This window comes from Dehalobacter sp. DCM, assembly GCF_024972775.1.
Lineage (GTDB): Bacteria > Bacillota > Desulfitobacteriia > Desulfitobacteriales > Syntrophobotulaceae > Dehalobacter.
In genome coordinates this window covers 742,062-767,819 of sequence record NZ_CP092282.1, presented here as the reverse complement: position 1 = coordinate 767,819, position 25,758 = coordinate 742,062, and the positions used below count along the sequence as shown (strand labels likewise).

Sequence of the window (25,758 nt, the reverse complement as noted above, 5' to 3'; positions counted from 1 at the left end):
TTATTCCACCTCTACTTTTCCGCCGGCAGCGATAACTTTGTCTGCTGCAGTTTTGCTGACCTTATGAACTTTAACAGTCAATGGTTTTGTCAGTTCACCGTCGCCAAGAAGTTTGACTCCGTCTTTGACTTTATTGATCAGCCCACAAGCGAATAATGCTTCGATGGTTACTTCGTCTCCGTTTTCAAATCTTTCTTCCAGGTCGGAAATGTTAATGACCTGATATTCTTTGCCAAAGATATTTGTAAAACCACGTTTAGGAAGTCTGCGGGTAATGGGCATCTGACCGCCTTCAAATCCCGGGCGAACACCGCCGCCGGAACGGGCTTTCTGACCTTTACTGCCACGACCGGCTGTATTTCCCAGTCCGGAACCGTTTCCTCTTCCAACGCGTTTGCGTGATTTCGTCGAACCTTCTGCAGGTTTGAGTTCATGGAGTTTCAAAATGGACACCTCCTTACTTGGTACTGCGCTATTGTTGTAAGTTTGCCGCTCCTTTCCATCCGTGGAACCGCGGCATTTAGACCATCCGTGGCCTTATCGCTCCTGCACCGTCCATGGTGCCCGCGATATTAGGCCATCCGTGGCCGTTATCCGATAATTTCTTCCACTGCTTTGCCACGAAGTTTGGCCACATCACCTTCACGTTTCAAGGCTTTAAGTCCGGCCATAGTGGCGTTGACAACATTATGGGCATTGGAAGATCCCAGTGATTTTGTGAGTATATCTTTAACCCCTGCTACTTCGAGCACGGCACGTACAGGTCCCCCGGCAATAACACCGGTACCTTTGGAAGCCGGTTTCAGAAGAACTTCGCCAGCGCCAAATTGGCCAATAATCGGATGTGGGATGGACGTTCCTTTTAAGGGGATCGCGATTAAGTTTTTCTTGGCATCTTCAACGCCCTTGCGGATCGCTTCCGGGACTTCGCTCGCTTTGCCGAGTCCTGCACCGACGATTCCGTTACCGTCGCCAACGACGACCAGTGCACTGAAGCTGAAACGTCTTCCGCCTTTGACAACCTTAGCAACACGGGCAATATGAACAATTTTTTCGGTAAGTTCCAATTTGCTCGGATCAATGTTTGACAATGATTTTCCCTCCTTTTCTAAGGTTTAGAAGTCGAGTCCTGCTTCTCTGGCGGCTTCAGCCAGAGCAGCAACTCTTCCGTGATAGAGGCTTCCGCCGCGGTCATAGACAACTTGGGTAGTACCTTTTTCTAAAGCTCTTTTGGCAATAAGTTCGCCAACTTTCTTGGCGCCTTCAATATTTCCACCAGACAACTCAGCTGCTTTAAACTCTGCGTCAAGCGAGGAAGCGGCGGCAAGTGTTATTCCGAGATCATCATTGATGATCTGAGCGTAGATATGGTTTAAGCTTCTGAAGACGGCCATGCGCGGTCTTTCAGCAGTTCCGTAAACTTTTTTGCGGACACTTTTATGCTTTTGTTTTAAAGCCAGTCTGCGATCTTTACGATTAATCACGTAGATTCATCCTTTCTATGCAGCAAGAGATTTTGCCCTTACCTTACTTTTTACCGCCGGTTTTACCTTCCTTGCGGCGGATGACTTCTTTTTCATATTTGATACCTTTGCCTTTATACGGCTCAGGCTCACGTTGCTTACGGACGTCTGCAGCAAAATTGCCGACTTGTTCTTTATCGATCCCTTTGATGACGATTTTGTTCGGGGCAGGGACTTCGATTACGATCCCATCTGGCGGCAGCATTTCCACAGGATGAGATTTACCGACTGTCAGGGCAAGCTTTGTTCCCTGGAGCGCAGCACGATAGCCAACACCCACAAGGTCCAGGTTTTTGCTGAATCCGTTGGACACACCTTCTACCATATTGGCGAGAAGGGTGCGGGTCAGTCCGTGCAGCGAACGGTAGAAAGGTTCGTCATTGGGACGGGAAACTGTGATTGTATTTTCTTCGACCTGGATCGCGATCTCAGGACGAAATTCTTTTGTGAGCGTTCCTTTGGGACCTTTTACGGTAACGATCTGGCCATCCATCTTTACTTCGACACCACTGGGGATAGCGATCGCTTTTCTACCAATTCGAGACATATTCTACACCTCCATCCTTTACCAAATATAGCAGATGACTTCTCCACCCAAACCTTCAGTGCGAGCCTTTCGGTCAGGCATAATGCCCTTGGAGGTAGATATCACAGCCACTCCCAGACCACCCAATACTTTCGGGATCTGGTCTTTTTTTGCATATACGCGCAGGCCGGGACGACTGATTCGTTTCAGTCCGCTGATGACTCTTTCCCGGTTGGGGCCATATTTGAGATATAACCTCAGAACCCCCTGCTTGCTATCATCAATATATTCATAATCCTTGATGAAGCCTTCCTGTTTCAACAGTTCGGCCAAATCCTTCTTAATACTAGAGGCAGGTATTTCGACTTTATCGTGATAAACCATACCGGCATTCCGGATCCTGGTCAGGAAATCGGCGATAGGATCTGATACTATTGACACTTGGTTTTCCCCCTTTCTCCAATAATGCTTACCAGCTAGCCTTGGTTATACCGGGCAGTTCGCCCTTGTAAGCCAATTCTCTGAAGCATATCCTGCATATTCCAAATTTCCTCATATAAGCGTGAGGACGGCCACATATCTTGCAGCGGTTATGGGCGCGAACACTATATTTTGGTTGGCGCGATTGACGAACTTTCATTGACGTCTTGGCCATAGTTTAAGCCTCCTTCTTATCTAGTCACGGAATGGCATCCGGAACCCCTTAAGAAGTTCTTTTGCCTCTTCATCAGTTTTCGCCGTTGTCACGAAGACAATATCCATACCTCTGAGCTTATCGATCTTGTCGAAATTGATTTCCGGGAAAATCAGCTGTTCTTTGATACCAAGGGTGTAATTACCCCTTCCATCAAAGGCTTTAGCGGATACTCCCTGAAAATCTCTTACCCGAGGAAGTGCAACGTTGATCAGTCTGTCAACAAACTCATACATCCGGTCACCTCTTAAGGTCACCTTTACTCCAATTGGCATTCCTGCACGAAGTTTAAACGCAGCAATAGACTTCTTGGCGCGTGTTACCACAGGTTTTTGTCCTGTAATGGTCATGATGTCATCAACAGCTGAGTCAATCGCTTTCGGATTTTGAATCGCTTCCCCTAATCCGATATTGATCACGACTTTATCCAGCTTCGGTGTCTGCATCACGTTCGTGTAGTTAAAATTCTTCTGCAGTGCCGGGGTTATTTCATTTTTATAATAATCTTTTAAGCGGGCCACCAGAGTACCTCCCTTCCAGAATTACTTCTTATTTGCGTCAGGTAAATTGCTTCCGCATTTTTTACAGACGCGAACTTTTCCTTCGCCGGTCTCTTTTATACTTTTTCTGGTTACAGAATTACATTCTGTACAGAACAACATGACATTTGAACTATGGATCGGCGCTTCTTTGTCCATGATTCCGCCCTGAGGGTTGTCCTTGGTCGGTTTCTGGTGCTTTTTAACGACGTTGACCTTTTCGACCACAACTCTGCTTTTTTGCGGAAGGACTTCGAGCACTTTACCTTTTTTCCCGGCATCCTTACCGGTAATAACCATCACCATATCGCCTTTTTTTACGTTCACTTTTGTTTTTTCGGCGGACATTTATCATTCACCTCCGTCCGGATTTATTAGAGTACTTCCGGTGCCAGCGACACAATTTTCATGTAGTCTTTTTCTCTGAGTTCACGGGCTACCGGCCCAAAAATACGCGTACCTTTCGGACTTTTATCATCTTTGATGATGACAGCGGCATTTTCGGAAAAACGGATATACGAACCATCCGGTCTTTTTATTTCTTTCTTAGTACGAACAACAACAGCTTTGACAACATCACCTTTTTTGACAACGCCGCCTGGTGTTGCTTCTTTAACAGCAGCAACGATCACATCACCTATTGTTGCGTAACGACGTTTAGAACCACCCAATACACGGATACATAATAATTTCTTTGCACCGGTATTATCTCCCACTTTAAGGGTCGATTCAGCCTGAATCATTGGGCGGAACCTCCTTTCTTAGCTGCTTAAAATTCTCGAGATCTTAGAGAACAACTGCTTTCTCAACTACTTTTACCAAACGCCAATTCTTTTCTTTGCTTAAGGGTCTGGTTTCCATAATGAGGACAGTGTCACCTGTTTTTGCCTCGTTATTTTCATCATGCGCTTTGTATTTTTTTGTTACTTTAACCGTCTTATGATAGATCGGGTGCTTTTTACGGGTTTCAACAACGACAACGATGGTCTTATCCATTTTGTCGCTGACAACTTTTCCAGATTGGGTTTTACGCTGTGATCTTTCCAATGTTTCTGCCTCCTTTCCTGCCTTAAGCACGCTTGAGCTCGCGCTCACGGAGAATGGTCTTGCCTCTGGCGATTCCTTTACGAACCTCTCTGATCCGCATCGGATTGTCCAGCTGTCCCGTAGCCATTTGGAAACGCAAATTGAATAATTCCGTTTTCAACCCGTCAACTTGTTTCAGAAGCTCTTCATCGGTCATGTCACGGAAATCTTTATTCTTCGCCATCTACGCCACCTCCAGCCTGTTCTCCGACCTGATCCTCTTTACGGACGAACTTGCATTTTATTGGAAGTTTATGCATTGCGAGTCTTAATGCTTCGCGGGCAACTTCCTCAGAAACCCCGGCCAGTTCAAACATGACCCGGTTCGGTTTTACGACTGCAATCCAGTACTCGGGAGTACCTTTTCCGCTTCCCATTCTGGTTTCAGCAGGTTTTGCCGTAATCGGCCTGTCGGGGAAGATATTTATCCATACTTTACCGCCACGTTTGATGTAACGGGTCATTGCAATACGTGCTGCCTCAATCTGACGATTGGTGATCCAAGCACTTTCGAGAGCCATGAGTCCATACTCACCGTAAGCAACCTTGTTGCCCTTTTGGGCTGTTCCTTTTAAGCTGGGACGATGTTGTTTACGATGCTTTACTCTGGTTGGTACTAGCATTTTATACTCCTCCTTCCTCCTGGACTGCCTTCTTGGTCGGAAGAACTTCTCCACGGTAGATCCATACTTTTACGCCAATTTTGCCATACGTGGTATTGGCTTCAGAAAATCCATAGTCGATATCCGCGCGCAGAGTATGAAGCGGCACTTTGCCTTCGTTATACCACTCGGTACGCGCAATTTCCGCACCGCCTAAGCGTCCGCTGCAGGAAATCTTGATTCCCTGAGCGCCGGAACGCATGGTACGACCCACGGTCTGCTTCATTGCTCTACGGAAGGAGATACGTTTCTCCAGCTGCTGTGCAACACTGTCAGCAACGAGTTTGGCATCCAGTTCAGGTTTTTTGATTTCAACAATATTGACTGCAACTTGTTTACCGGTCATTACTTCCAGTGCTTTACGCAGGTTTTCTACTTCTGCCCCGCCACGTCCGATAACGATACCCGGTTTGGCAGCATGTACAGAGACTTTGACCCGGTTTGCAGCACGTTCTATTTCTACTTTAGGCACTCCGGCTTGTTGGAGTTTTTCGATAACAAATTTTCGAATCTTTAAGTCTTCGTGAAGGAGCTCACTGTAATTTTTATCAGCATACCAGCGGCCTTCCCAGGAACGGATAATGCCAATACGAAGACCTTTGGGATTAACTTTTTGACCCATGCTTAGTCTAATCCTCCTTCTTATCCCCGACAACAACGGTAATGTGACTGGTCCGTTTACGAATCCTGTCAGCTCTACCCTGCGCTCTGGGCATGATACGTTTCAAGGTTGGTCCCTGATCAACGAATACTTTGGTAACAAATAGATCATCCGGACTCATTTCCAGGTTGTGTTCAGCATTGGCAACTGCAGATCTGAGTACCTTGCTCACCGGCTCAGCGGAGATGTTCGGTGTAAATTTGAGGATCGCCATTGCTTCTTCGACCTTTTTGCCGCGAATCAAATCGACAACCAGGCGCACCTTGCGAGGAGAGATACGGATAAATTTAGCTACTGCTTTTGTTTCCATTTTTCTTTACCTCCTCTCAACTAGCGTAAGCCGCTCGATTTTTCGCTTCCGGCATGTCCTTTATACGTCCGGGTCATTGCAAACTCACCAAGTTTGTGTCCAACCATATCTTCAGTAACATATACCGGTACGTGTTTCCTTCCGTCATGAACCGCGATCGTATGACCGATCATCTGCGGGAAAATGGTGGAACGTCTGGACCACGTTTTTAATACTCTTTTTTCGCCACTCTTATTCATATCTTCGATCCGTTGCAGCAGACGAACTTCGACAAACGGTCCCTTTTTTAGAGATCTGCCCATTATGAGGTCTCCTTTCGCTTACTACTTATCTCTACGCTTTACAATAAATCGATTGCTCTGGTTTTTCTTCTTGCGGGTCTTTGCCCCAAGGGCAGGTTTACCCCAAGGAGTGACCGGATTACGCCCGATCGGGTTACGTCCCTCACCACCACCGTGGGGATGGTCTACCGGGTTCATAACAGAACCACGAACCGTCGGACGAATTCCCAGCCAGCGGTTTCTTCCGGCTTTACCAATGGTGACATTTTCGTAATCGAGGTTACCGACTTGACCAATGGTAGCCCGGCACTCGATATGGATCATTCTCATTTCACCCGAAGGAAGTCTAAGTGTCGCATAACTGCCCTCTTTCGCCATCAGCTGGGCCGAAGCACCTGCAGAGCGTACGAGCTGACCGCCTTTTCCCGGTTTCATTTCGATGTTGTGAATAAGCGTACCGACCGGTATGTTTTTAAGCTTCAACGTGTTACCGATTTTGATATCGGCCTTTTCACCACTTTCGATTTCCTGACCAACCTTCACACCGTTTGGTGCAATGATATACGTTTTGAAACCGTCGGCGTAGTTCAGAAGAGCGATATTTGCGGAACGGTTCGGATCGTACTCGATGCTGGCCACTCTGGCCGGTATGCCATCTTTATTCCGTTTGAAATCAATCAGACGGTAGCGTCTTTTATGACCGCCGCCCTGATGACGAATCGTCAGACGGCCTTCGTTATTCCTTCCGCCCTTTCTGCGCAGGGGAGCGAGAAGGGAACGTTCAGGTTCTGTCCTGGTTATCTCCTCATACGTGAGCGCAGTCATCTGTCTGCGTCCAGGTGATGTTGGTTTGTATGATTTAATTGGCATTACTTTCCCTCCTTTGCTTACAGACCTGCAAATCCTTCGATTTTGTTGCCAGGCTGTAAAGTCACGATGGCCTTTTTCCTATCCGGAGTCTTGCCAACATAACGGCCCTGGCGTTTTTCTTTTCCAACTACCTTCATGGTATGAACGTCAGCAACTTTGACTTTAAACATCTTTTCAACAGCAGCTTTAATTTCAATCTTATTTGCAGCCGTGCTAACCCAGAAGGAGTATTTATTTTCTTCAACCAATCCGACAGATTTCTCAGAAACGACCGGTCGAATCAGAACGTCACGTGCATCACGCATTGCTCAGCACCTCCTCAGTCTTCATCACAGCCGCCTTCGTAAATACGACATAATCATATTTCAAAAGATCAACAACATTTAACGTATCAGCACGAGAGATAATGACACCTTCAATGTTGCGTGCTGAAGTCATCACATTGTTTTCGTCGCAGCCTTCTAAAACAACCATCGCTTTTTTACTGACTTTAAGCGCTTCAAGCATTTTGACCATTTCTTTGGTTTTTGGCTTTTCAAAGCTAATTTGATCAACGACAATCAGGCTGTTGTCAATAACCTTGCTGGACAGTGCGGAGCACAGCGCCAGCCTTTTTACTTTTTTGGGAAGCTTTTTGCTGTAATCTCTCGGTTTCGGTGCAAAAACGATACCGCCGCCTCTCCAAAGGGGAGAACGAATCGTACCGGCTCTCGCACGGCCAGTACCTTTTTGTCTCCATGGTTTGCGTCCGCCGCCCCGTACTTCGCTCCGGGTTAATGCGGATTGAGTACCAACCCTGGCATTGGCTAACTGAGCAACAACAGCAGAGTGCATAACGCTGTTATTGGGTTCGATCCCGAAAATCAACTCATTTAATTCAATTTCTTCAACAGGAGATCCCTGCATATTTACAACTTGTACCTTAGGCATTGCATATCCTCCTTTCCGGCGAATTATTTCGCTTTTACCGATTCTTTCAGTATCAGCAGGCTCTTTTTAGCACCTGGCACACATCCTCTGACCAGGATATAGTTTTTATCAGTATCAACCCGCACGACTTCCAGGTTTTGAACAGTTACACGCTCGCCACCTGTGCGGCCAGGTAAATTTCTTCCTTTAAAAACACGAGCCGGCCCTTTCGCGCCCATGGAACCCGTACGATGATGATACTTGGAACCATGACCCATCGGACCGCGGCGAGATCCGTGACGCTTATGCATCCCAGCAAACCCTTTGCCTTTGGATGTGCCGACAACATCGACTTTATCCCCTACCGCAAAGACATCCGCCTTGATCTCCTGACCGATTTCATAAGAATCTACATCTGCAGTCTTAAACTCTCTTACAAAACGTAAAATTTTAATACCGGACTTCTTGAAATGACCTTTCTCAGGCTTCGTTGCGAGATTATCTCTTTTCTCGTCATACCCAACCTGAATGGCATTATACCCATCCGTTGCTGTTGTTTTTTTCTGCAGAACAAAGCAAGGACCGGCCTGAACGACAGTAACCGGAATTACCTTTCCGTCTTCTGCAAAGATTTGGGTCATACCCACTTTTCTTCCTAGAATTCCTCTAGACACGACGCCACCTCCTAGACACTTTGAAGTGCACCGCACAAAACGGAGCACAATAGCGTTATAAATTTATTTTCTGTGCAACTGCGATTCCCCGGATGTTCCACACCCCCGGGTGTTTCGCGCCACAAACATATCTATTATACCACAAATGTTTGGCAAATACCAGTAGAATTATAATTTAATTTCGATATCTACACCAGAGGGAAGATCTAAGCGCATCAATGCATCAACGGTTTTTGATGTCGGATCAATGATATCGATCAATCTCTTATGAGTCCGCATTTCAAACTGCTCGCGGGAATCCTTATTCACGTGTGGAGAACGCAGAATGGTGTAAATACTTTTTTCTGTTGGCAGCGGAATCGGGCCGTTAACACTGGCACCCGTTCTCTTCGCCGTATCAACAATTCTTTCTGCCGACTGATCTAATGTCTTGTGATCAAAAGCCTTGAGTCTGATTCTGATTTTTTGATTCATGATTATACCTCCTAAATTTTGTGCCTGTTATACAGGCGATGAGCGCAAAAATTCCCTGCTCTGCAGCGGAGTCACTGCAGGCAGCAACCTTTTGCGTAAAATCTGACATATCAAACTGGCGATAAGCGCCGGAAGGGAAGCTGCTTTGATTCTCCTCTGGCAGCTCCCCATTTCGGCTATCAGCAAACCATATTATTCAACAACTTTGGCTACAACGCCGGATCCAACGGTACGTCCGCCTTCACGGATAGCGAAACGAAGTCCTTCATCCATAGCAATTGGCGTAATCAGTTCGCATTCAATCGTGACGCGGTCACCAGGCATAATCATTTCAACGCCTTCCGGCAGTTTGATCACACCGGTAACGTCTGTGGTTCTGAAGTAGAACTGAGGACGGTAGTTATTAAAGAACGGTGTATGACGTCCGCCTTCTTCTTTACTCAGAATGTAAACTTCTCCGGTAAATTTGGTGTGCGGTTTGATGCTGGCTGGTTTCGCCAGAACCTGACCACGCTCGATGTCTTTACGCTCAACACCGCGGAGCAGCGCACCGATGTTGTCACCGGCCTGAGCCTGATCGAGTAATTTACGGAACATTTCAACGCCTGTGCAAACAGTTTTGCGGGGTTTTTCTGTCATGCCGACGATTTCGATTTCGTCGCCGACTTTAAGGATACCACGCTCAACACGGCCGGTAGCAACCGTACCACGTCCGGTAATTGTGAATACATCTTCTACAGGCATCAGGAACGGTTTATCAATAGCACGCTCCGGCTCTGGTACATAGCTGTCAACAGCATCCATCAGATTCCAGATCTTGCCACACCATTCGCAGTCTCTCTGTCCGCAGCCGCATTCCAGAGCTTTTAAGCCGGAACCGGGAACTACAGGAATGTCATCACCGGGGAATTCATATTCGCTTAACAGTTCACGAACTTCCATTTCAACCAGTTCGAGAAGTTCCGGATCATCTACCATGTCAACTTTGTTAAGCCATACAACGATGTAAGGTACACCTACCTGACGGGCTAAGAGGATATGCTCACGCGTCTGCGGCATCGGGCCGTCAGCAGCGGAAACAACCAGGATAGCGCCGTCCATCTGGGCAGCACCGGTGATCATGTTTTTAACATAGTCAGCGTGGCCTGGGCAGTCAACGTGCGCATAGTGTCTGTTAGCTGTTTCATACTCAACGTGGGCTGTGGAAATGGTGATGCCACGCTCACGCTCTTCAGGTGCTTTGTCGATTTGATCGAAAGCAGTAGCGACTGCGCCACCTACCTTAGACAATACAAATGTAATCGCAGCAGTCGTGGTCGTTTTACCATGGTCAACGTGGCCAATTGTTCCAACGTTAACGTGAGGTTTGGTGCGGTCAAATTTTTGTTTACCCATTTTGTTTCACTCCTTAAAAAAATTTATACCTTTTTAATTTTTTCGTCTGCAGAAAGCGTTATTCTTCCTACAGGCTAAGTGCAGCTTATTTACTAAGCCCCCTGCCGCTTGGCGATGATGCCTTCGGCGATATTTTTGGGCACTTCATCATAGTGGTCAAACTGCATGCTGTAAACGCCCCTGCCTTGAGTACGGGAACGCAATTCTGTGGCATAACCAAACATTTCTGAAAGCGGTACAAAGGCCCGGATGATCTGGGCGCCCGAACGTGCTTCCATCCCTTCGATTCTGCCTCGGCGTGAGTTCAAATCACCCATAACGTCACCCATATACTCTTCCGGTACAGTGACTTCCACCTTCATCGTAGGCTCGAGGATACACGGATCTGCTTTGGAAGCAGCGGCTTTAAAGGCCATTGAACCGGCAATTTTGAAGGCCATTTCCGAAGAGTCAACATCATGGTAGGATCCGTCTACAACGGTTGCTTTGATATCCAGAACCGGATATCCGGCAAGTATACCATTTTGCAGGGCCTCTTCGATGCCTGCGCCGATCGGGGAGATGTATTCTTTAGGAATAACACCGCCGACGATTTTACTTTCAAATACATAACCTGTGCCCTGTTCGAGGGGTTCGAATTCAACCCAGCAATGACCATACTGTCCGCGTCCGCCGGACTGACGGACATATTTACCTTCGGCTTTGACCGATTTGCGGATCGATTCTTTATAAGCAACCTGAGGACGGCCTACATTGCAGTCTACTTTGAATTCTCTCTGCAGTCTGTCAACGATAATCTCAAGATGGAGCTCGCCCATCCCGGATATAATGGTCTGCCCGGTTTCTTCGTCTGTCCGCATTTTAAACGTCGGATCTTCTTCTGCCAGCTTGGCCAGTGATCCGCCAAGTTTCTCCTGATCGGCCTTGGTCTTGGGCTCAATGGCGATATGGATAACCGGTTCGGGGAACACCATGGATTCAAGAATAATCCTGCTCTTTTCATCGCACAGGGTATCACCGGTGCTGACTTCTTTGATCCCGACAGCGGCGGCGATATCGCCGGCCCGGACTTCATCCACATCTTCACGGTGATTCGCGTGCATCCGAAGGATTCGACCAATTCTTTCCTTCTTGCCTTTCGTCGAGTTCGTAATATACGTACCCGCACTCAATGTCCCGGAATAAACCCGGAAAAAAGTGAGTTTCCCGACATAAGGATCGGCCATAATCTTAAATGCCAGCGCAGAAAACGGTGCATTGTCGTCCGAGTTACGAACATCCTCTTCACCGGTATCCGGATTGACACCCTGAATAGCAGGAACATCGAGAGGTGAGGGCATATAATCCACGACAGCATCAAGCAAAGGCTGTACGCCTTTGTTTTTAAAGGATGACCCACAAAGTACCGGAATGAATTTCAAACCGATAGTACCGATACGGATCGCCCGTTTGATCTCTTGCTCTGTAATTTCTCCGCCCTCAAGAAATTTCATCATGATTTCTTCGTCGACATCGGAAACTGCTTCGAGGAGTTTTTCGCGATATTCCTGAGCGAGTTCTAGCAGATCAGCAGGAATATCACTGGTGTCACTCGCGGTTCCAAGGTCGTCGGTGTAAACAGTTGCTTTCATGGTAACTAAATCAATAAAACCTATAAACTTATCTTCCGCACCGATCGGAATTTGGATAGGAACAGGATTGGATCCCAATCGATCAACAATCATGGAGACTCCACGGAAAAAATCCGCCCCAACTCTGTCCATCTTATTGATATAGGCGATACGGGGTACCCCATATTTGTCGGCTTGGCGCCATACTGTCTCTGATTGAGGTTCAACACCGCCAACCGAACAGAATACAGCAACAGCACCATCAAGAACACGCAACGAGCGTTCAACTTCAACTGTAAAATCAACGTGTCCGGGTGTATCGATGATGTTAATATTGTGCCCGTTCCATTGACAGGTAGTAGCAGCAGAGGTAATGGTGATACCACGTTCCTGCTCCTGAACCATCCAGTCCATAGTCGCTGCACCATCATGTACTTCACCGATTTTATGAACGCGGCCAGTGTAAAACAAAATGCGCTCTGTTGTTGTGGTCTTTCCAGCATCAATATGGGCCATGATACCGATATTCCGAGTTTTCTCCAAGGGAACTTGCCTTGCCACTTATTATCAGCCTTTCTCCAGAAAATAAAAATCTAAAAGTAACACCCCAAACACTTCTCTGTATGATTACCAGCGATAATGTGCAAATGCCTTGTTTGCTTCGGCCATCTTATGGGTATCCTCTTTCTTTTTGAACGAACCGCCAGTACTGTTCGCTGCATCCATCAGTTCACCGGCGAGCTTCTCCTGCATGGTCTTTTCTCCCCGTTTACGGGCATACTCCACCAGCCAGCGAATGCCGAGGGTCTGACGACGGTCAGCACGGACTTCGATGGGCACCTGATAGTTGGCACCACCGACTCTGCGTGCTTTGACTTCCAGTACGGGCATCACATTTTTCAATGCTGCTTCAAATACTTCTATCGGGTCCTTGCCTGTCTTTTCCTGAATAATTTGGAATGCATTGTAGCAATTCGCTTCCGCAACGCCTTTTTTACCATCTAACATAATCTGGTTGATAAATCGGGAGACAGTCTTATTCTTGTAGATCGGATCAGGCAGGATTTCTCTTTTAGCAATATAACCTTTTCTGGGCACTAGTATTCCTCCTTTCTCAACGTACTACGAGCATAACTACTCTATAGTTGCCATCTTGCTGTCGAATTATTTCTTCTTGGGTCTCTTCGCTCCATATTTGGAACGGGCCTGATTGCGGTTTTGAACACCGGTAGTATCCAATGCGCCGCGAACGATATGGTAACGTACGCCCGGAAGATCCTTAACACGACCTCCGCGAACAAGAACAACGGAGTGCTCTTGAAGATTGTGGCCAATTCCAGGGATATACGTGGTTATTTCAATGCCATTTGTCAGACGGACACGGGCTACCTTTCTCAGGGCAGAGTTCGGTTTTTTCGGTGTTGTGGTATATACTCTTGTACATACCCCTCTCTTTTGAGGCGAACCACCGGATGGGAAATCTTTGCGTTTCAGCGAATTATGACCCCATTGCAGAGCCGGAGCGGTAGATTTCGCAATAACTTTTTCTCTCCCTTTGCGGATAAGCTGGTGAATTGTCGGCATAGCTGCACCTCCTTCCAATAAGATTATCATTTTTTGATGTTTTTATAATGTTAATGAACCAAAAAAATGTCGAAGGCATACTCCGTCTCAGCTTATCAGCACTGCTGCGACGGCAGCTCCCACTTTGATGCCACAGGCTTTGCCTAGTTCGGACATCGTCGGCACTTCTTTGATTTCGATCTGTCTGGCGGCACACATTTCCCGAATAGGGCGAATCATTTTTGCATCGGCATCTTGGGCAAGATAAACCCAGCTAACTTCGCCTTTTTCCAGGGATCGTATGGTTTGCTTTATGCCAACAACCACATTTTGTGCCTTTTTAATAGATGCATCAAGCATTTAATAATGCTTTCCTCCCCTATTTTAAAATCAGACTATACTATTTTAGCAGTAGCCTTTTTCCGTGTCAAGAATACAAATTTCGTACACACGGTATATCTTTGGGTCAGGGCACCCCTCTTACGAGGAGTGCAAGACCCCTTCTTCGGTAATTTTTACGTTACGGTATTTGTTCATCCCTGTCCCGGCAGGAATCAATTTCCCTATAATGACGTTCTCTTTGAGACCGATCAAGGGGTCAACCTTCCCTTTAATAGCAGCTTCCGTGAGGACACGGGTCGTTTCCTGGAAGGATGCAGCCGACAGGAATGAATCGGTTGCCAAGGATGCCTTGGTGATTCCGAGCAGCACCGGACGTGATTCAGCAGGTTCACCGCCCGCAGCAATGACTCTTTCATTCTCCTCATCAAACTCGAAGATATCGATCAGTCCGCCAGGCAGCAGGCTGGTATCGCCGGATTCTTCGATTTTGACTTTTCTCAGCATCTGCCTGACCATGACTTCAATGTGTTTATCATTGATATCAACCCCTTGCAGACGATAAACACGCTGAACTTCACCCAAGAGATATACCTGAACACCGGTGATGCCTTTGATCTTGAGCGTATCGTGCGGATTGACGCTGCCTTCCGTCAATTCATCACCGGGGGAAATTACTTGACCCTCCTTGACTTTCAGACGGGAACCAAACGGGATCGTATAGACTTCCTGCTCACCGGTTTCGGTTGTGACTTCGACTTCTCTGCGCCCCTTGATTTCCCTGATCGCGACCGTTCCGCCAACTTCAGTAATGATCGCTTGGCCTTTCGGTTTGCGCGCTTCGAATAATTCCTCAACCCTCGGCAAACCTTGGGTAATATCATCGCCGGCAACTCCGCCGGTATGGAATGTACGCATCGTAAGCTGTGTTCCGGGTTCGCCAATAGATTGAGCAGCAATAATCCCGACGGCTTCACCGATTTCAACTTGGCGACCGGTAGCAAGATTCCGACCATAGCATTTTTTGCATACGCCGTAACGGGTCTTGCAGTTCAGCACTGAGCGGATCTCCACTTTTTCAAAGGCGTCGGCTATCGCCTTCGCTTGCTCTTCATTAATTTCCTTATCCGGTGAAGCTAAAAGTTCTCCTGTTTCCGGATGAATGATTTCTCTGACCAAGTAACGTCCAACCAGACGCTCTTCCAGTTTTTCGATCATTTCGCTGCCTTCTTTGATGTCTTCAACCATGATCCCTTTATCCGAGCCGCAGTCGTCTTCCCGGACAATGACGTCCTGTGATACGTCAACAAGACGGCGGGTCAGGTAACCGGAATCGGCTGTACGCAGTGCCGTATCAGCCAAACCTTTACGAGCACCGTGTGATGAGATGAAGTACTCAAGAACGGTAAGTCCTTCACGGAAGTTTGCTTTAATCGGCAATTCGATCGTTCTTCCGGACGGGTCAGCCATCAATCCGCGCATCCCCGCCAGCTGACGCAGCTGCTGGATGTTACCACGGGCACCGGAGTTAGCCATCATATAAACAGGATTAAACTTATCCAGAGAATCCATCAATGCTTTGGTTACGGCATCATTGGCTTTCGTCCATATCTCGATAACCAGAATCTTACGTTCCTCATCGGTGATAAGACCGCGGCGGTATTGCTGTTCTGTCTTGGCGACAGCAACATCGGCTTCTGCCAATATAGACCGTTTCAATTCGGGGACCTGAATATCGTCAATACCAACGGTAACACCGGCTTGTGTCGAGTATCTGAAGCCTAAATTCTTAATACCGTCCAGAAGTAAGGCTGTTTTCTCATAACCGCAGAAACGATAGGTCTTGGCAACAATTCTATCCAGTGATTTCTTTGTTACCATTTCATTGATGTAGCCGGCCTCTTCCGGAATAACCGTATTGAATATCAAACGGCCAACCGTTGTCTCGAGCAATTTCCCATCCTTACGTACTTTGATCATAGCCTGCAGATGAACTGCTTTCGATTGATAGGCTAAAACGGCTTCGTCATGGTCTTTGAATATTTTACCTTCGCCTAGCGCACCGGGTCTTTCCATGGTCAGATAATAACACCCTAAAACCATGTCTTTGGTCGGCGAAGCCACCGGACGTCCATCCTTTGGATTGAGAATATTATGTGATGAAAGCATGAGCAAACGGGCTTCAGCTTGCGCCTCGGCTGACAAAGGTACGTGTACTGCCATTTGGTCGCCGTCAAAGTCAGCATTATATGCCGTACAAACCAGCGGATGGATCTGCAGTGCCTTACCTTCGACAAGAACGGGTTCAAAGGCTTGAATACCCAATCTGTGAAGCGTTGGCGCACGATTCAGGAGAACAGGGTGTTCGGCAATAACTTTCTCCAGTACATCCCAAACTTCAGGCCGGACTCTTTCTACCATGCGTTTAGCACTCTTAATGTTATGGGCATAGCCTTCGTTAACAAGATTCTTCATAACAAAAGGCTTAAATAATTCAATAGCCATTTCTTTGGGCAGTCCGCACTGAGAAAGTTTCAGTGTCGGGCCGACAACGATAACGGATCGACCGGAATAGTCAACACGTTTTCCTAACAGGTTTTGACGGAAGCGTCCCTGTTTACCCTTCAGCATATCGCTCAAACTCTTGAGCGGTCTGTTTCCAGGACCGGTAACCGGCCGGCCGCGGCGGCCATTATCGATCAAAGCATCCACGGCTTCTTGAAGCATCCGTTTTTCATTACGCACAATGATATCTGGAGCTCCCAGGTCAAGCAGCTTCTTTAAACGATTATTTCTGTTGATAACACGGCGATAAAGGTCATTGAGATCCGAAGTGGCAAACCGCCCGCCATCGAGCTGGACCATGGGGCGAAGTTCCGGCGGAATAACCGGGATCGCATCGAGAATCATCCATTCCGGGCTGTTTCCGGACTTTTTAAATGCCTCAACGACTTCCAAACGCCGAATGGCTCTGATTTTGCGTTGCCCCGAGACTTCTTTAAGCTCAGTTCGGAGCTCCGAATTCAGCTTATCCAGATCAATTTCCCTCAAGAGTTCCTTGATGGCCTCTGCACCCATTTCGGCTTTAAAGCCATTACCGTATTTTTCTCTGGCTTCACGGTATTCTGTCTCTGTTAACAACTGTTTTTTTATTAAAGAGGTATCTTTCGGATCCACAACGATGTAAGCAACAAAATAAAGAACTTTTTCCAGAGAACGCGGAGACATATCCAGTAGAAGCCCCATTCTGCTGGGTATTCCTTTAAAATACCAGATATGGGAAACCGGTGCTGCAAGCTCAATATGACCCATTCTCTCACGACGGACTTTTGAACGTGTCACTTCGACACCGCAGCGATCACATATGATCCCTTTATAACGGACTCTCTTATATTTTCCGCAATGGCACTCCCAGTCACGGGTAGGTCCAAATATTTTCTCACAGAAAAGGCCTTCTCTTTCGGGCTTTAAGGTGCGGTAATTGATGGTTTCGGGTTTCTTAACTTCACCATAGGACCACTTCCGGATCATTTCCGGGGAAGCTAAACCGATACGCATCCTCTCAAAATTATTTACATCAAGCACGGTATTTTCTCCTTTCGCCCAGCAAGCTTTTTTCAATCGGGACTATTCCTTAGATCGGTCTGACTTTGGCTGAATTAAAATTCCTGGTCAAAATCATCTTCAAAATCATCGTCCAGGTTTTCTTCCAGGCTGTCAGCCATGTCGTCGGCATAATCGTCAACAAGCACCGGCCCTGGTGATTCAATCGCGGCAAAATCTTCGTCTTCCTCATCAAGATCATCCGTACCGGCTGTATCCTCGTTATCGAACCCGATCCCGCTTTCATCATTGGCACCGATAACTGAGAATTGATCATCCATCCCTAATTCATGGGCGACTTCAGTAACATCCTCATCCATATCTTTGATTTCAATTTCCTGGTCTTCCTCAGACAGCACAGAGACATCCAAGCCAAGGCTCTGTAATTCCTTGATGAGTACCTTGAATGATTCCGGCACGCCAGGTTCCGGGATGTTCTCGCCCTTAACGATAGATTCGTAGGTCTTTACCCTGCCGACTACGTCGTCAGACTTAACGGTGAGTATCTCCTGTAAAGTAAAGGATGCACCATAAGCCTCGAGTGCCCAGACTTCCATTTCTCCAAAACGTTGACCGCCAAATTGGGCTTTCCCGCCAAGTGGCTGCTGCGTAACAAGGGAGTATGGTCCTGTTGAACGGGCGTGGATTTTATCATCAACCAAATGGTGGAGTTTCAGCATATACATGATGCCGACCGTGACTTCATTATCAAATGGTTCACCGCTTCGACCATCAAAGAGTACTGATTTCCCGGTATTCGGCAAGCCGGCTTTTGCCAAGGTCTCAAAGACGTCCTCTTCTCTGGCTCCATCAAATACCGGTGTCGCGATATAGATTCCAAGTGCTCTTGCCGCCCAGCCCAGATGTGTCTCCAGTACCTGCCCGATATTCATACGGGAAGGTACGCCCAGGGGGTTAAGCACAATTTCAATGGGTGTCCCATCCGGCATGAACGGCATATCTTCCTGCCGCATGATTCTGGAAATAACACCTTTGTTTCCGTGTCTTCCGGCCATCTTATCACCGACTGAAATCTTACGTTTCTGAGCAATATAGACTCTGACAAGTTGGTTGACACCCGGGGCCAGCTCATCACCGTTTTCGCGTTTAAATACCTTGACATCAACAACTTTGCCGGCTTCGCCGTGGGGAACCCTAAGTGACGTGTCCCGAACTTCTCTGGCCTTTTCGCCGAAGATAGCCCTTAGCAGCCTTTCTTCTGCAGTCAGTTCCGTTTCTCCTTTCGGAGTGACTTTGCCCACGAGGATATCTCCGGGGCGAACTTCTGCACCGATACGAATGATTCCGCGTTCGTCAAGATCTTTCAGTACATCTTCACCAACATTGGGAATATCCCGGGTTATTTCTTCCGGTCCGAGTTTGGTGTCACGGGCGTCGGCTTCATATTCTTCGATATGAATAGACGTAAAGTAATCTTCCTTCACCAGTTTTTCACTGATGAGGATAGCGTCTTCATAGTTATATCCTTCCCAGGGCATAAAGGCGACAAGCACGTTACGCCCCAAAGCTAATTCACCATTATCTGTGGACGGGCCGTCAGCAATGACCTGACCGGCGGTAATTTTCTGCCCTTTGACTACGATCGGGCGTTGGTTGATGCACGTTCCCTGGTTGCTGCGCAAATACTTTAACAGCTTGTTGCGCGTCGTGGTCCCGTCGTTGTTCTGGATAATAATTTCATCCGAAGTGACCCTGACTGCGGTTCCTTCTTTGGGTGACACCAGACAAACACCGGAGTCAACAGCCGCTTTATATTCCATACCGGTACCGATATAGGGAGCATCCGTCCTAAGCAAAGGCACAGCCTGCCGCTGCATGTTGGAACCCATCAGCGCACGGTTAGCGTCGTCATGCTCAAGGAACGGGATGAGCGCTGTGGCAATTGAAACCATTTGTTTCGGCGAAACGTCCATGTATTGAATATTGACAGGCGGAACAAGTACAAAATCCTCACCGTGACGGGCTTCGATCTTTTCACTCATATATTGGCCGTTCTCATTAACGGCGGCATTAGCCTGGGCAATAATATATTTTTCTTCTTCATCAGCCGTTAAGTAATGAATTTCGTCAGTGACCCTGCCATTTTCCACTTTACGGTACGGGGCCTCAATAAATCCATATTCATTAATTCTTCCGTACGTACTTAGAGAGCCAATTAAACCGATGTTCGGTCCTTCAGGCGTCTCAATCGGACACATACGGCCATAGTGAGAATGGTGTACGTCACGCACTTCAAAGCCCGCTCTCTCTCTGCTTAGGCCCCCCGGGCCCAAGGCACTTAAGCGCCGCTTATGCGTCAATTCAGCCAAAGGGTTGGTCTGATCCATAAACTGCGATAACTGGCTGCTTCCAAAGAACTCTTTAATGGCCGCTACAACCGGACGAATATTGATCAGGACCTGGGGGGTGATCCCCTCAATATCCTGAATCGTCATTCTTTCCCTAACGACCCTTTCCATACGGGAGAGACCGATCCTGAATTGGTTTTGCAGGAGCTCCCCAACAGAACGCAGGCGCCGATTGCCGAGGTGGTCGATATCATCCGTATGTCCCTCACCATTTATAATATTCAATAGCCGAGAAACAGACGCCAGGATGTCCTCAGATGTCAGGTGACGAATGTTCTGGGGAATATCAAGCCCGAGTTTGTTGTTTAATTTATATCGTCCGACTTTTGCCAAATCATACCGTCTGGGATCAAAGAAAAGTGATTCCAAGAGTCCGCGGGCGCTCTCAACTGTAGGCGGTTCACCCGGGCGCAGCCGTTTGTATATTTCAACCAGTGCCTCTTCCGTCGATTCCGTACTATCTCTTTCCAGAGTTATTCGAATGTTTTCATTATCGTTAAATGCCTCGAGTATACGGCCATTTGTTGCATAACCCAGAGCTCTGACCAGAACTGTTGCCGGCAGTTTACGTGTTCTGTCCACCCGGACAAAAATATTGTCATTGATATCCGTTTCAAACTCAAGCCATGCACCGCGATTAGGTATTATCGTTGCGCCATAGAGCTTTTTGCCGCTGGTGTCAATTGTCTCAGAATAGTAAACACCCGGAGACCGCACTAACTGACTGACGATAACACGTTCGGCACCATTAATAATGAACGTGCCTTTGTCCGTCATCAGTGGGAAATCCCCCATAAATACTTCCTGCTCTTTTACTTCACCCGTTTCTTTATTAATAAGACGGACTTTAACCCTTAGCGGTGCTGCGAATGTGACATCGCGCTCTTTACACTCTTCTACCTCATACTTTGGATCGCCCAGACTGTAATCTATGAATTCCAAAACCAGATTTCCGGTAAAATCCTGAATGGGGGAAATATCGCGAAACATTTCGCGCAGCCCTTCTCTCAGAAACCACTCATAGGAATTCTGTTGAATTTCGATTAAGTTGGGCATATCCAGAACTTCCCTAAGCCTCGCATAACTTGCCCGTTCTCTTGTTCCAACTTTGATAGGAGTAACCATGCCGTTTCACCCTTCCAGTATAATTTCCTGATCGTTCTCGTTCCAACAGAAGACTAGTCATTCACTAGCAAAACAAGAAACAATTCGATTTTTTTGTACAAACTAACAAAGAACACGTAAGAAATAATGAATGTTTCAAATTATTATTTAAAAAAGCACATAAATAAGTAAATTAGTTATGTAGTCCAGTGATCCCATAAAACATGACATGTGCTGCATCGATAAGGCATATAAAAGTACGGAGGGCATAAACAACCAAAAGCAAGGCTTTTTTTACGAAAAACCTCGCTTCAATGTTTATGGAGCTATCTCATATGAGATGCAATACATCCACACTATTATCTCCCAACTTTATTGGTTTTTTTAGCCAAAAATACAGTGACAGTTATTAATCTTAACAAGAGAATTCGCAAATGTCAAGAATAATTTTCATTGATAGCTAAAAGCTGTCATCTCTTTTTCCAATCAACCCCATTATATCCATTTACCAAATAGTGCAAATATATTCTATTATACCCATAAAAATCATAATAATAAAGGATTTTGTTCCAAATCCTTAAAGAAAGTTTATCATTATTGGCTTAAATAAGATATAGACAATGAATGCCGTTAAAAATATACTCCAAATTCGTCACCAGTGACGAATTTGGAGCAACCGTTAAGGCGAAGGATCACAAAAACATCCCAAATTCGCATGCGATTGCGAATTTGGGATACCGTCTTATTCCGAAGGCAAAATAAAAAATAACACAGCCGGCAGAACCGGCTGTGTTTGTCATATCAATTAGGATATTATCGTTATTGCAGAATCAATTATTTGATTTCTACGCTGGCACCGGCCTCAACCAATTTAGCCTTAATAGCTTCTGCTTCATCTTTGGCAACTTTCTCTTTAACAGGCTTCGGAGCGCCGTCAACAAGGTCTTTGGCTTCTTTTAAGCCCAGGCTGGTGATTTCGCGAACAACTTTGATCACGTTGATTTTTGCAGCACCGGCGCTGGTCAGGATAACATCAAACTCAGTCTGTTCTTCAACAACAGGTGCAGCTGCAGCGGCAGCAGGAGCAGCAGCGGCAGCAGGAGCAGCAGCGCTTACACCGAATTCTTCTTCAAAAGCTTTAACCAGCTCAGAGAGTTCAAGAACAGTCATGCCTTTTACGGCTTCTAAAATTTCAGCAGTTTTGGACATTAGGGGTTCCTCCTTAATATAATTCATAATTTTTTGTTTTTAACCGAATATTTAATTTGTTCACATCCGATACCGTCCGATTCCCAATGTCAGATGTCTGATCGTGCCAGCATCTCCACATGCATCGAGCCTCGGGCGTCGAATCCCGTACTGCGACCTACGCTTGGGCTTCTTTAAGTTTACGAACTTCTTCCAAAGCGTAACCAAATTTGCGGATAGGTCCTTGCAGAACATTGACCATACCCTGAAGCGGGCCCTGCATTCCGGCAAGTACCTGGGAGAGAAGGACTTCTCTGGAGGGAAGGTTAGCAAGGTCTTTGACTTTATCTGCGTCAATGACACGTCCCTCAAGTACTCCGGCTTTGATTGTCAGTGTCTTAGTCTTCTTGCTGAATTCACTGAGAATTTTTGCAGGAGCAACAGGATCGGCGGAAAAGGCTAAAGCAGTCGGCCCTTCAAGAAATTCATCAAGGCCTTTGATACCCATTTCATCAGCAGCGCGACGAACCATCGTATTTTTTAATACTCTGTATTCGACACCGGCCTGACGCAGTTCCACCCTTAAGTTTGTTACCTGAGCCACAGTGAGTCCTCTGTAATCAGCCAGCACGACACCGGAAGCCCCTTGAAACTTCTGTTTGATATCCTCGACTACTTTTTGCTTTTCATCAAAATTTGGCATATATACACCTCCTTCCAAACGTTACGGTTCTATCTTCCATAACAAAAGTGAATTTTCAGCTTCTGCAATTAATGGATGATAGAAAATCGGTATTGATCCAGTCATGGATAATAAACATGCCTCTGCAGAAACGCAGAGGCAAGATTTTCACAGTCTTTTGTGATATAAAGACGGCACTTGACTCCACCTCGGCAGGCAATTAAGCTCATCTAAAGCTCCTGCTTTCTACAGCGGAAATGTTATTCACTTTATAAACCCAGTCTATCTCAGTCTTTAAAAATAGTTTTAAACTATTTTTAAAGGATTGATTTTCACTCCCGGTCCCATGGTGGAAGATACCGTTACACTTCGGACATATTGTCCTTTAGCAGCTGCAGGTTTTGCTTTCATGACAACTTCAGCAATCGTCTTATAGTTAGCCATCAGTTTATCCTGCTCGAAAGAAACCTTACCAATCGGCACGTGGATAATACCAGCTTTATCTGCTCTATATTCCACTTTACCGGCTTTGATTTCTTTGACTGCTCTGTCGACATCAAAGGATACGGTTCCAGTCTTTGGATTCGGCATGAGTCCTTTGGGTCCCAAAAGTTTACCCAATTTACCGACAGTTCCCATCATATCGGGTGTCGCTACGGCAACGTCAAAACCAAACCACCCCTGCTGGATCTTTTCTACCATATCTTCAGCACCGACAAATTCAGCGCCCGCTGCTTCAGCTTCTTTTGCTTTTTCTCCCTTGGCAAAAACAAGAACAGTCAAGGTTTTGCCGGTTCCATGGGGTAATACCACCGCTCCGCGGATCTGCTGATCAGCATGGCGGGTATCGATTCCCAATTTGAAAGCAACTTCTACAGTCTCGTCAAATTTCGCTTTGGCATTTGTTTTGACAACGCCAATCGCTTCGGTTGGCTCATACAGAGCCTGATTATCAAATGCTTTTAAAGCATCCAGATACTTTTTACCTCTTTTAGGCATCTTTCTTAAACCTCCTAGTGGTCTTCGGGTTAAACCCTCCCACGTGTTCCATGGAATCTTAAATAATATCGATTCCCATACTGCGCGCGGTTCCTTCAACCATACGCATGGCTGCTTCAACACTCGCTGCATTTAAGTCTTTCATCTTTTGCTCAGCGATTTCCCTTACTTGATCCTTCGTCACTTTTGCAACCTTTTGCTTATTGGGTACAGCAGAACCAGACGGAATGTTGGCTGCTTTCTTCAGCAATACGGATGCGGGCGGCGTCTTCAGAATAAATGTAAAGGAGCGGTCTTCATAAATCGTTATCTCGGCAGGGATGATCAATCCAGCTTGATCCTTGGTTCTCTCATTGTACTCTTTGCAGAATCCCATGATATTGACACCATGCTGACCCAAAGCAGGACCAACCGGAGGTGCCGGATTTGCCTTACCTGCAGTGATAGCCAATTTTACCAATCCAATTACCTTTTTTGCCATAGTTACACCTCCTTGCTGTAAGGATATCTATTTAGTCAAGCTTTTCCACTTGCCCAAATTCCAACTCGACGGGCGTCTCTCTTCCAAACATAGAAACCGAGACCCTGACTTTTTGTTTCTCATCCAAGACTTCTTTGACAACGCCAATAAAATCTTTAAAGGGACCGGCGATGACTTTGACAGATTGGCCAACCGTAACATCGATTTTGGTACGAACCTTTTCAAGACCCATTTGGCGCAAAATAACAGCAACCTCGTGCTCCAAGAGCGGTATCGGTTTGCTGCCGCTGCCGACAAACCCTGTTACTCCGGGCGTGTTTCTCACCACATACCAAGAGTCATCCGTCATATCCATTTCTACTAAAACATAACCCGGAAATACTTTGCGCTTTGAAACCTTCTTCTTGCCGTTCTTGATTTCAATTTCATCTTCCATAGGAACTAAAACGCGAAATATTTTGTCCTCCATATTCATGGACTCAACACGTTTTTCCAGATTTGTTTTCACCTTGTTCTCATAACCGGAATAAGTGTGAATAACATACCAGTTCTTCGTCATCAACCGAAAGCCTCCTAAGAAAGATTCACTATAAATACTACAGACTCAGCAAGTGATCCATCGCAAAGGTCAGCCCGCTGTCAACAATCCAAACCAATATGGCAACAATAATAACCGAAACAAGCACTACGCCGGTATAGGTCAGCAACGTCTGACGTGTCGGCCAATGCACTTTCTTCAATTCCAGCCAAACTTCACGGAAAAAGCCAAACCGTTTACCGGGGTTTTTGAGCCTATCAAGAAAGCCGCCTTTAGAGCCTGTGTTTTCTGCTTTCTTTGCTACTGCCATCTTCTCACATCCTTAACGGAAAATCTTCCGAACCGTACTATTTCGTTTCCTTATGAACAGTATGACTTTTGCAAGTTTTGCAGTACTTTTTTATCTCTATACGATCTGGGTCATTTTTTTTATTCTTATTGGTTTGATAGTTTCTATTCTTGCATTCAGTACAAGCCAATGTGATCGCAACACGCATCCGGAACACCCCCCCAGCCATGGCATTAAACTACATATTTTACAAGTCGCACAGAATAATTTAACACAATAATAAAGTCTTTGTCAAGGAAGATTACTTTATTATAGCGAATAAACTACAATAAACTACAATTGCCGCTCCTAGTCATCCATGACCTCGCGGCATTAGGTCATCCATGACC

General features: G+C 46.3%; 34 protein-coding genes and 1 other annotated feature. All 34 genes read right to left on the bottom strand.

The features are described 5' to 3' along the window. A complete protein-coding gene (gene rplO / locus LPY66_RS03790; RefSeq protein ID WP_337986772.1) occupies positions 1-444 on the bottom strand; it encodes a 50S ribosomal protein L15 in 444 nt (147 codons plus the stop codon). Positions 445-590: 146 nt separating this feature from the next. Then, on the bottom strand, positions 591-1,091 hold the full coding sequence (rpsE, locus tag LPY66_RS03785; protein WP_337986771.1) for a 30S ribosomal protein S5: 501 nt from the start codon (positions 1,089-1,091) through the stop codon (positions 591-593). 24 nt (positions 1,092-1,115) lie between these two features. After that, complete coding sequence (rplR, locus tag LPY66_RS03780; RefSeq protein ID WP_337986770.1) at positions 1,116-1,484, bottom strand: 50S ribosomal protein L18; 369 nt, start codon at positions 1,482-1,484, stop codon at positions 1,116-1,118. A 43-nt stretch (positions 1,485-1,527) separates the two neighbouring features. Next, positions 1,528-2,070 (bottom strand): 50S ribosomal protein L6, encoded by a 543-nt coding sequence (rplF, locus tag LPY66_RS03775; protein WP_337986769.1) that lies wholly within the window; start codon positions 2,068-2,070, stop codon positions 1,528-1,530. A gap of 18 nt (positions 2,071-2,088) precedes the next feature. Next, positions 2,089-2,490: a 30S ribosomal protein S8 gene (gene rpsH, locus LPY66_RS03770; RefSeq protein ID WP_337986768.1), complete on the bottom strand. Its 402-nt coding sequence runs from the start codon at positions 2,488-2,490 to the stop codon at positions 2,089-2,091. A gap of 28 nt (positions 2,491-2,518) precedes the next feature. Then, entirely contained in the window at positions 2,519-2,704 is a 186-nt protein-coding gene (locus tag LPY66_RS03765) for a type Z 30S ribosomal protein S14 (RefSeq protein ID WP_337986767.1), read from the bottom strand. Between the two features lie 20 nt (positions 2,705-2,724). Then, the gene (gene rplE / locus LPY66_RS03760) at positions 2,725-3,264 is read right to left on the bottom strand and encodes a 50S ribosomal protein L5 (protein ID WP_337986766.1); all 540 of its coding nucleotides are present in this window, start codon (positions 3,262-3,264) and stop codon (positions 2,725-2,727) included. Positions 3,265-3,285: 21 nt separating this feature from the next. Beyond that, positions 3,286-3,630: a 50S ribosomal protein L24 gene (rplX, locus tag LPY66_RS03755; protein ID WP_337986765.1), complete on the bottom strand. Its 345-nt coding sequence runs from the start codon at positions 3,628-3,630 to the stop codon at positions 3,286-3,288. Positions 3,631-3,656: 26 nt separating this feature from the next. Continuing rightward, on the bottom strand, positions 3,657-4,025 hold the full coding sequence (gene rplN, locus LPY66_RS03750) for a 50S ribosomal protein L14 (protein WP_337986764.1): 369 nt from the start codon (positions 4,023-4,025) through the stop codon (positions 3,657-3,659). 43 nt (positions 4,026-4,068) lie between these two features. Continuing rightward, complete coding sequence (rpsQ, locus tag LPY66_RS03745) at positions 4,069-4,329, bottom strand: 30S ribosomal protein S17 (RefSeq protein ID WP_337986763.1); 261 nt, start codon at positions 4,327-4,329, stop codon at positions 4,069-4,071. 22 nt (positions 4,330-4,351) lie between these two features. After that, positions 4,352-4,552 carry a 50S ribosomal protein L29 gene (gene rpmC, locus LPY66_RS03740; RefSeq protein WP_337986762.1) on the bottom strand — a complete coding sequence of 67 codons (201 nt, stop codon included), beginning with the start codon at positions 4,550-4,552 and terminating at the stop codon, positions 4,352-4,354. Then, positions 4,539-4,991 carry a 50S ribosomal protein L16 gene (rplP, locus tag LPY66_RS03735; RefSeq protein WP_337986761.1) on the bottom strand — a complete coding sequence of 151 codons (453 nt, stop codon included), beginning with the start codon at positions 4,989-4,991 and terminating at the stop codon, positions 4,539-4,541. The genes rpmC and rplP overlap by 14 nt, the downstream gene beginning before the upstream one ends. A 1-nt stretch (position 4,992) precedes the next feature. Further along, entirely contained in the window at positions 4,993-5,652 is a 660-nt protein-coding gene (gene rpsC, locus LPY66_RS03730) for a 30S ribosomal protein S3 (RefSeq protein WP_337986760.1), read from the bottom strand. A 7-nt stretch (positions 5,653-5,659) separates the two neighbouring features. Continuing rightward, the gene (rplV, locus tag LPY66_RS03725; RefSeq protein WP_337986759.1) at positions 5,660-6,001 is read right to left on the bottom strand and encodes a 50S ribosomal protein L22; all 342 of its coding nucleotides are present in this window, start codon (positions 5,999-6,001) and stop codon (positions 5,660-5,662) included. 20 nt (positions 6,002-6,021) lie between these two features. After that, positions 6,022-6,303: a 30S ribosomal protein S19 gene (rpsS, locus tag LPY66_RS03720; RefSeq protein WP_337986758.1), complete on the bottom strand. Its 282-nt coding sequence runs from the start codon at positions 6,301-6,303 to the stop codon at positions 6,022-6,024. 21 nt (positions 6,304-6,324) lie between these two features. Next, the gene (rplB, locus tag LPY66_RS03715) at positions 6,325-7,152 is read right to left on the bottom strand and encodes a 50S ribosomal protein L2 (RefSeq protein WP_337986757.1); all 828 of its coding nucleotides are present in this window, start codon (positions 7,150-7,152) and stop codon (positions 6,325-6,327) included. Positions 7,153-7,169: 17 nt separating this feature from the next. After that, positions 7,170-7,457: a 50S ribosomal protein L23 gene (gene rplW, locus LPY66_RS03710; protein ID WP_337986756.1), complete on the bottom strand. Its 288-nt coding sequence runs from the start codon at positions 7,455-7,457 to the stop codon at positions 7,170-7,172. Beyond that, entirely contained in the window at positions 7,450-8,082 is a 633-nt protein-coding gene (rplD, locus tag LPY66_RS03705) for a 50S ribosomal protein L4 (RefSeq protein ID WP_337986755.1), read from the bottom strand. Before rplD ends, rplW begins: the two co-directional genes overlap by 8 nt. A gap of 23 nt (positions 8,083-8,105) precedes the next feature. Then, on the bottom strand, positions 8,106-8,735 hold the full coding sequence (gene rplC, locus LPY66_RS03700; RefSeq protein ID WP_337986754.1) for a 50S ribosomal protein L3: 630 nt from the start codon (positions 8,733-8,735) through the stop codon (positions 8,106-8,108). 168 nt (positions 8,736-8,903) lie between these two features. Continuing rightward, positions 8,904-9,209 carry a 30S ribosomal protein S10 gene (rpsJ, locus tag LPY66_RS03695; RefSeq protein ID WP_015043943.1) on the bottom strand — a complete coding sequence of 102 codons (306 nt, stop codon included), beginning with the start codon at positions 9,207-9,209 and terminating at the stop codon, positions 8,904-8,906. A gap of 192 nt (positions 9,210-9,401) precedes the next feature. Continuing rightward, positions 9,402-10,604 carry an elongation factor Tu gene (gene tuf, locus LPY66_RS03690; RefSeq protein WP_337986753.1) on the bottom strand — a complete coding sequence of 401 codons (1,203 nt, stop codon included), beginning with the start codon at positions 10,602-10,604 and terminating at the stop codon, positions 9,402-9,404. A 92-nt stretch (positions 10,605-10,696) separates the two neighbouring features. Next, positions 10,697-12,775 (bottom strand): elongation factor G, encoded by a 2,079-nt coding sequence (gene fusA / locus LPY66_RS03685; RefSeq protein WP_337986752.1) that lies wholly within the window; start codon positions 12,773-12,775, stop codon positions 10,697-10,699. Positions 12,776-12,841: 66 nt separating this feature from the next. After that, positions 12,842-13,312 (bottom strand): 30S ribosomal protein S7, encoded by a 471-nt coding sequence (gene rpsG, locus LPY66_RS03680; protein WP_337986751.1) that lies wholly within the window; start codon positions 13,310-13,312, stop codon positions 12,842-12,844. A gap of 66 nt (positions 13,313-13,378) precedes the next feature. Beyond that, on the bottom strand, positions 13,379-13,798 hold the full coding sequence (gene rpsL / locus LPY66_RS03675; RefSeq protein ID WP_337986750.1) for a 30S ribosomal protein S12: 420 nt from the start codon (positions 13,796-13,798) through the stop codon (positions 13,379-13,381). Between the two features lie 87 nt (positions 13,799-13,885). Next, positions 13,886-14,137: a L7Ae/L30e/S12e/Gadd45 family ribosomal protein gene (locus LPY66_RS03670; RefSeq protein WP_337986749.1), complete on the bottom strand. Its 252-nt coding sequence runs from the start codon at positions 14,135-14,137 to the stop codon at positions 13,886-13,888. A gap of 120 nt (positions 14,138-14,257) precedes the next feature. Then, a complete protein-coding gene (gene rpoC / locus LPY66_RS03665) occupies positions 14,258-17,701 on the bottom strand; it encodes a DNA-directed RNA polymerase subunit beta' (protein WP_337986748.1) in 3,444 nt (1,147 codons plus the stop codon). A 74-nt stretch (positions 17,702-17,775) separates the two neighbouring features. After that, positions 17,776-21,213 (bottom strand): DNA-directed RNA polymerase subunit beta, encoded by a 3,438-nt coding sequence (gene rpoB, locus LPY66_RS03660; protein WP_337986747.1) that lies wholly within the window; start codon positions 21,211-21,213, stop codon positions 17,776-17,778. 813 nt (positions 21,214-22,026) lie between these two features. Continuing rightward, on the bottom strand, positions 22,027-22,401 hold the full coding sequence (gene rplL, locus LPY66_RS03655; RefSeq protein WP_337986746.1) for a 50S ribosomal protein L7/L12: 375 nt from the start codon (positions 22,399-22,401) through the stop codon (positions 22,027-22,029). A 157-nt stretch (positions 22,402-22,558) separates the two neighbouring features. Beyond that, positions 22,559-23,083: a 50S ribosomal protein L10 gene (rplJ, locus tag LPY66_RS03650; RefSeq protein WP_337986745.1), complete on the bottom strand. Its 525-nt coding sequence runs from the start codon at positions 23,081-23,083 to the stop codon at positions 22,559-22,561. Positions 23,084-23,185: 102 nt separating this feature from the next. Further along, positions 23,186-23,332 (bottom strand) — a sequence feature (ribosomal protein L10 leader region). 36 nt (positions 23,333-23,368) lie between these two features. Then, positions 23,369-24,061 (bottom strand): 50S ribosomal protein L1, encoded by a 693-nt coding sequence (gene rplA / locus LPY66_RS03645; protein WP_337986744.1) that lies wholly within the window; start codon positions 24,059-24,061, stop codon positions 23,369-23,371. A gap of 58 nt (positions 24,062-24,119) precedes the next feature. Beyond that, complete coding sequence (gene rplK / locus LPY66_RS03640; RefSeq protein WP_337986743.1) at positions 24,120-24,542, bottom strand: 50S ribosomal protein L11; 423 nt, start codon at positions 24,540-24,542, stop codon at positions 24,120-24,122. Positions 24,543-24,573: 31 nt separating this feature from the next. After that, positions 24,574-25,101 (bottom strand): transcription termination/antitermination protein NusG, encoded by a 528-nt coding sequence (gene nusG, locus LPY66_RS03635; RefSeq protein ID WP_337986742.1) that lies wholly within the window; start codon positions 25,099-25,101, stop codon positions 24,574-24,576. A 37-nt stretch (positions 25,102-25,138) separates the two neighbouring features. Beyond that, the gene (gene secE, locus LPY66_RS03630) at positions 25,139-25,390 is read right to left on the bottom strand and encodes a preprotein translocase subunit SecE (protein WP_337986741.1); all 252 of its coding nucleotides are present in this window, start codon (positions 25,388-25,390) and stop codon (positions 25,139-25,141) included. A gap of 37 nt (positions 25,391-25,427) precedes the next feature. Next, complete coding sequence (gene rpmG / locus LPY66_RS03625) at positions 25,428-25,577, bottom strand: 50S ribosomal protein L33 (RefSeq protein WP_337986740.1); 150 nt, start codon at positions 25,575-25,577, stop codon at positions 25,428-25,430. Between the last annotated feature and the right edge of the window lie 181 nt (positions 25,578-25,758).

Coding starts and splice junctions, on each gene's coding strand:
- rplF (WP_337986769.1), bottom strand. CDS start 2,070: ATGTCTCGAATTGGTAGAAAAGCGATCGCTATCCCCAGTGGTGTCGAA.
- LPY66_RS03765 (WP_337986767.1), bottom strand. CDS start 2,704: ATGGCCAAGACGTCAATGAAAGTTCGTCAATCGCGCCAACCAAAATAT.
- rplX (WP_337986765.1), bottom strand. CDS start 3,630: ATGTCCGCCGAAAAAACAAAAGTGAACGTAAAAAAAGGCGATATGGTG.
- rplN (WP_337986764.1), bottom strand. CDS start 4,025: ATGATTCAGGCTGAATCGACCCTTAAAGTGGGAGATAATACCGGTGCA.
- rpmC (WP_337986762.1), bottom strand. CDS start 4,552: ATGGCGAAGAATAAAGATTTCCGTGACATGACCGATGAAGAGCTTCTG.
- rplP (WP_337986761.1), bottom strand. CDS start 4,991: ATGCTAGTACCAACCAGAGTAAAGCATCGTAAACAACATCGTCCCAGC.
- rpsC (WP_337986760.1), bottom strand. CDS start 5,652: ATGGGTCAAAAAGTTAATCCCAAAGGTCTTCGTATTGGCATTATCCGT.
- rplV (WP_337986759.1), bottom strand. CDS start 6,001: ATGGAAACAAAAGCAGTAGCTAAATTTATCCGTATCTCTCCTCGCAAG.
- rpsS (WP_337986758.1), bottom strand. CDS start 6,303: ATGGGCAGATCTCTAAAAAAGGGACCGTTTGTCGAAGTTCGTCTGCTG.
- rplB (WP_337986757.1), bottom strand. CDS start 7,152: ATGCCAATTAAATCATACAAACCAACATCACCTGGACGCAGACAGATG.
- rplW (WP_337986756.1), bottom strand. CDS start 7,457: ATGCGTGATGCACGTGACGTTCTGATTCGACCGGTCGTTTCTGAGAAA.
- rplD (WP_337986755.1), bottom strand. CDS start 8,082: ATGCCTAAGGTACAAGTTGTAAATATGCAGGGATCTCCTGTTGAAGAA.
- rpsJ (WP_015043943.1), bottom strand. CDS start 9,209: ATGAATCAAAAAATCAGAATCAGACTCAAGGCTTTTGATCACAAGACA.
- tuf (WP_337986753.1), bottom strand. CDS start 10,604: ATGGGTAAACAAAAATTTGACCGCACCAAACCTCACGTTAACGTTGGA.
- rpsL (WP_337986750.1), bottom strand. CDS start 13,798: ATGCCGACAATTCACCAGCTTATCCGCAAAGGGAGAGAAAAAGTTATT.
- LPY66_RS03670 (WP_337986749.1), bottom strand. CDS start 14,137: ATGCTTGATGCATCTATTAAAAAGGCACAAAATGTGGTTGTTGGCATA.
- rpoB (WP_337986747.1), bottom strand. CDS start 21,213: ATGGTTACTCCTATCAAAGTTGGAACAAGAGAACGGGCAAGTTATGCG.
- rplL (WP_337986746.1), bottom strand. CDS start 22,401: ATGTCCAAAACTGCTGAAATTTTAGAAGCCGTAAAAGGCATGACTGTT.
- rplJ (WP_337986745.1), bottom strand. CDS start 23,083: ATGCCAAATTTTGATGAAAAGCAAAAAGTAGTCGAGGATATCAAACAG.
- rplA (WP_337986744.1), bottom strand. CDS start 24,061: ATGCCTAAAAGAGGTAAAAAGTATCTGGATGCTTTAAAAGCATTTGAT.
- rplK (WP_337986743.1), bottom strand. CDS start 24,542: ATGGCAAAAAAGGTAATTGGATTGGTAAAATTGGCTATCACTGCAGGT.
- nusG (WP_337986742.1), bottom strand. CDS start 25,101: ATGACGAAGAACTGGTATGTTATTCACACTTATTCCGGTTATGAGAAC.
- secE (WP_337986741.1), bottom strand. CDS start 25,390: ATGGCAGTAGCAAAGAAAGCAGAAAACACAGGCTCTAAAGGCGGCTTT.
- rpmG (WP_337986740.1), bottom strand. CDS start 25,577: ATGCGTGTTGCGATCACATTGGCTTGTACTGAATGCAAGAATAGAAAC.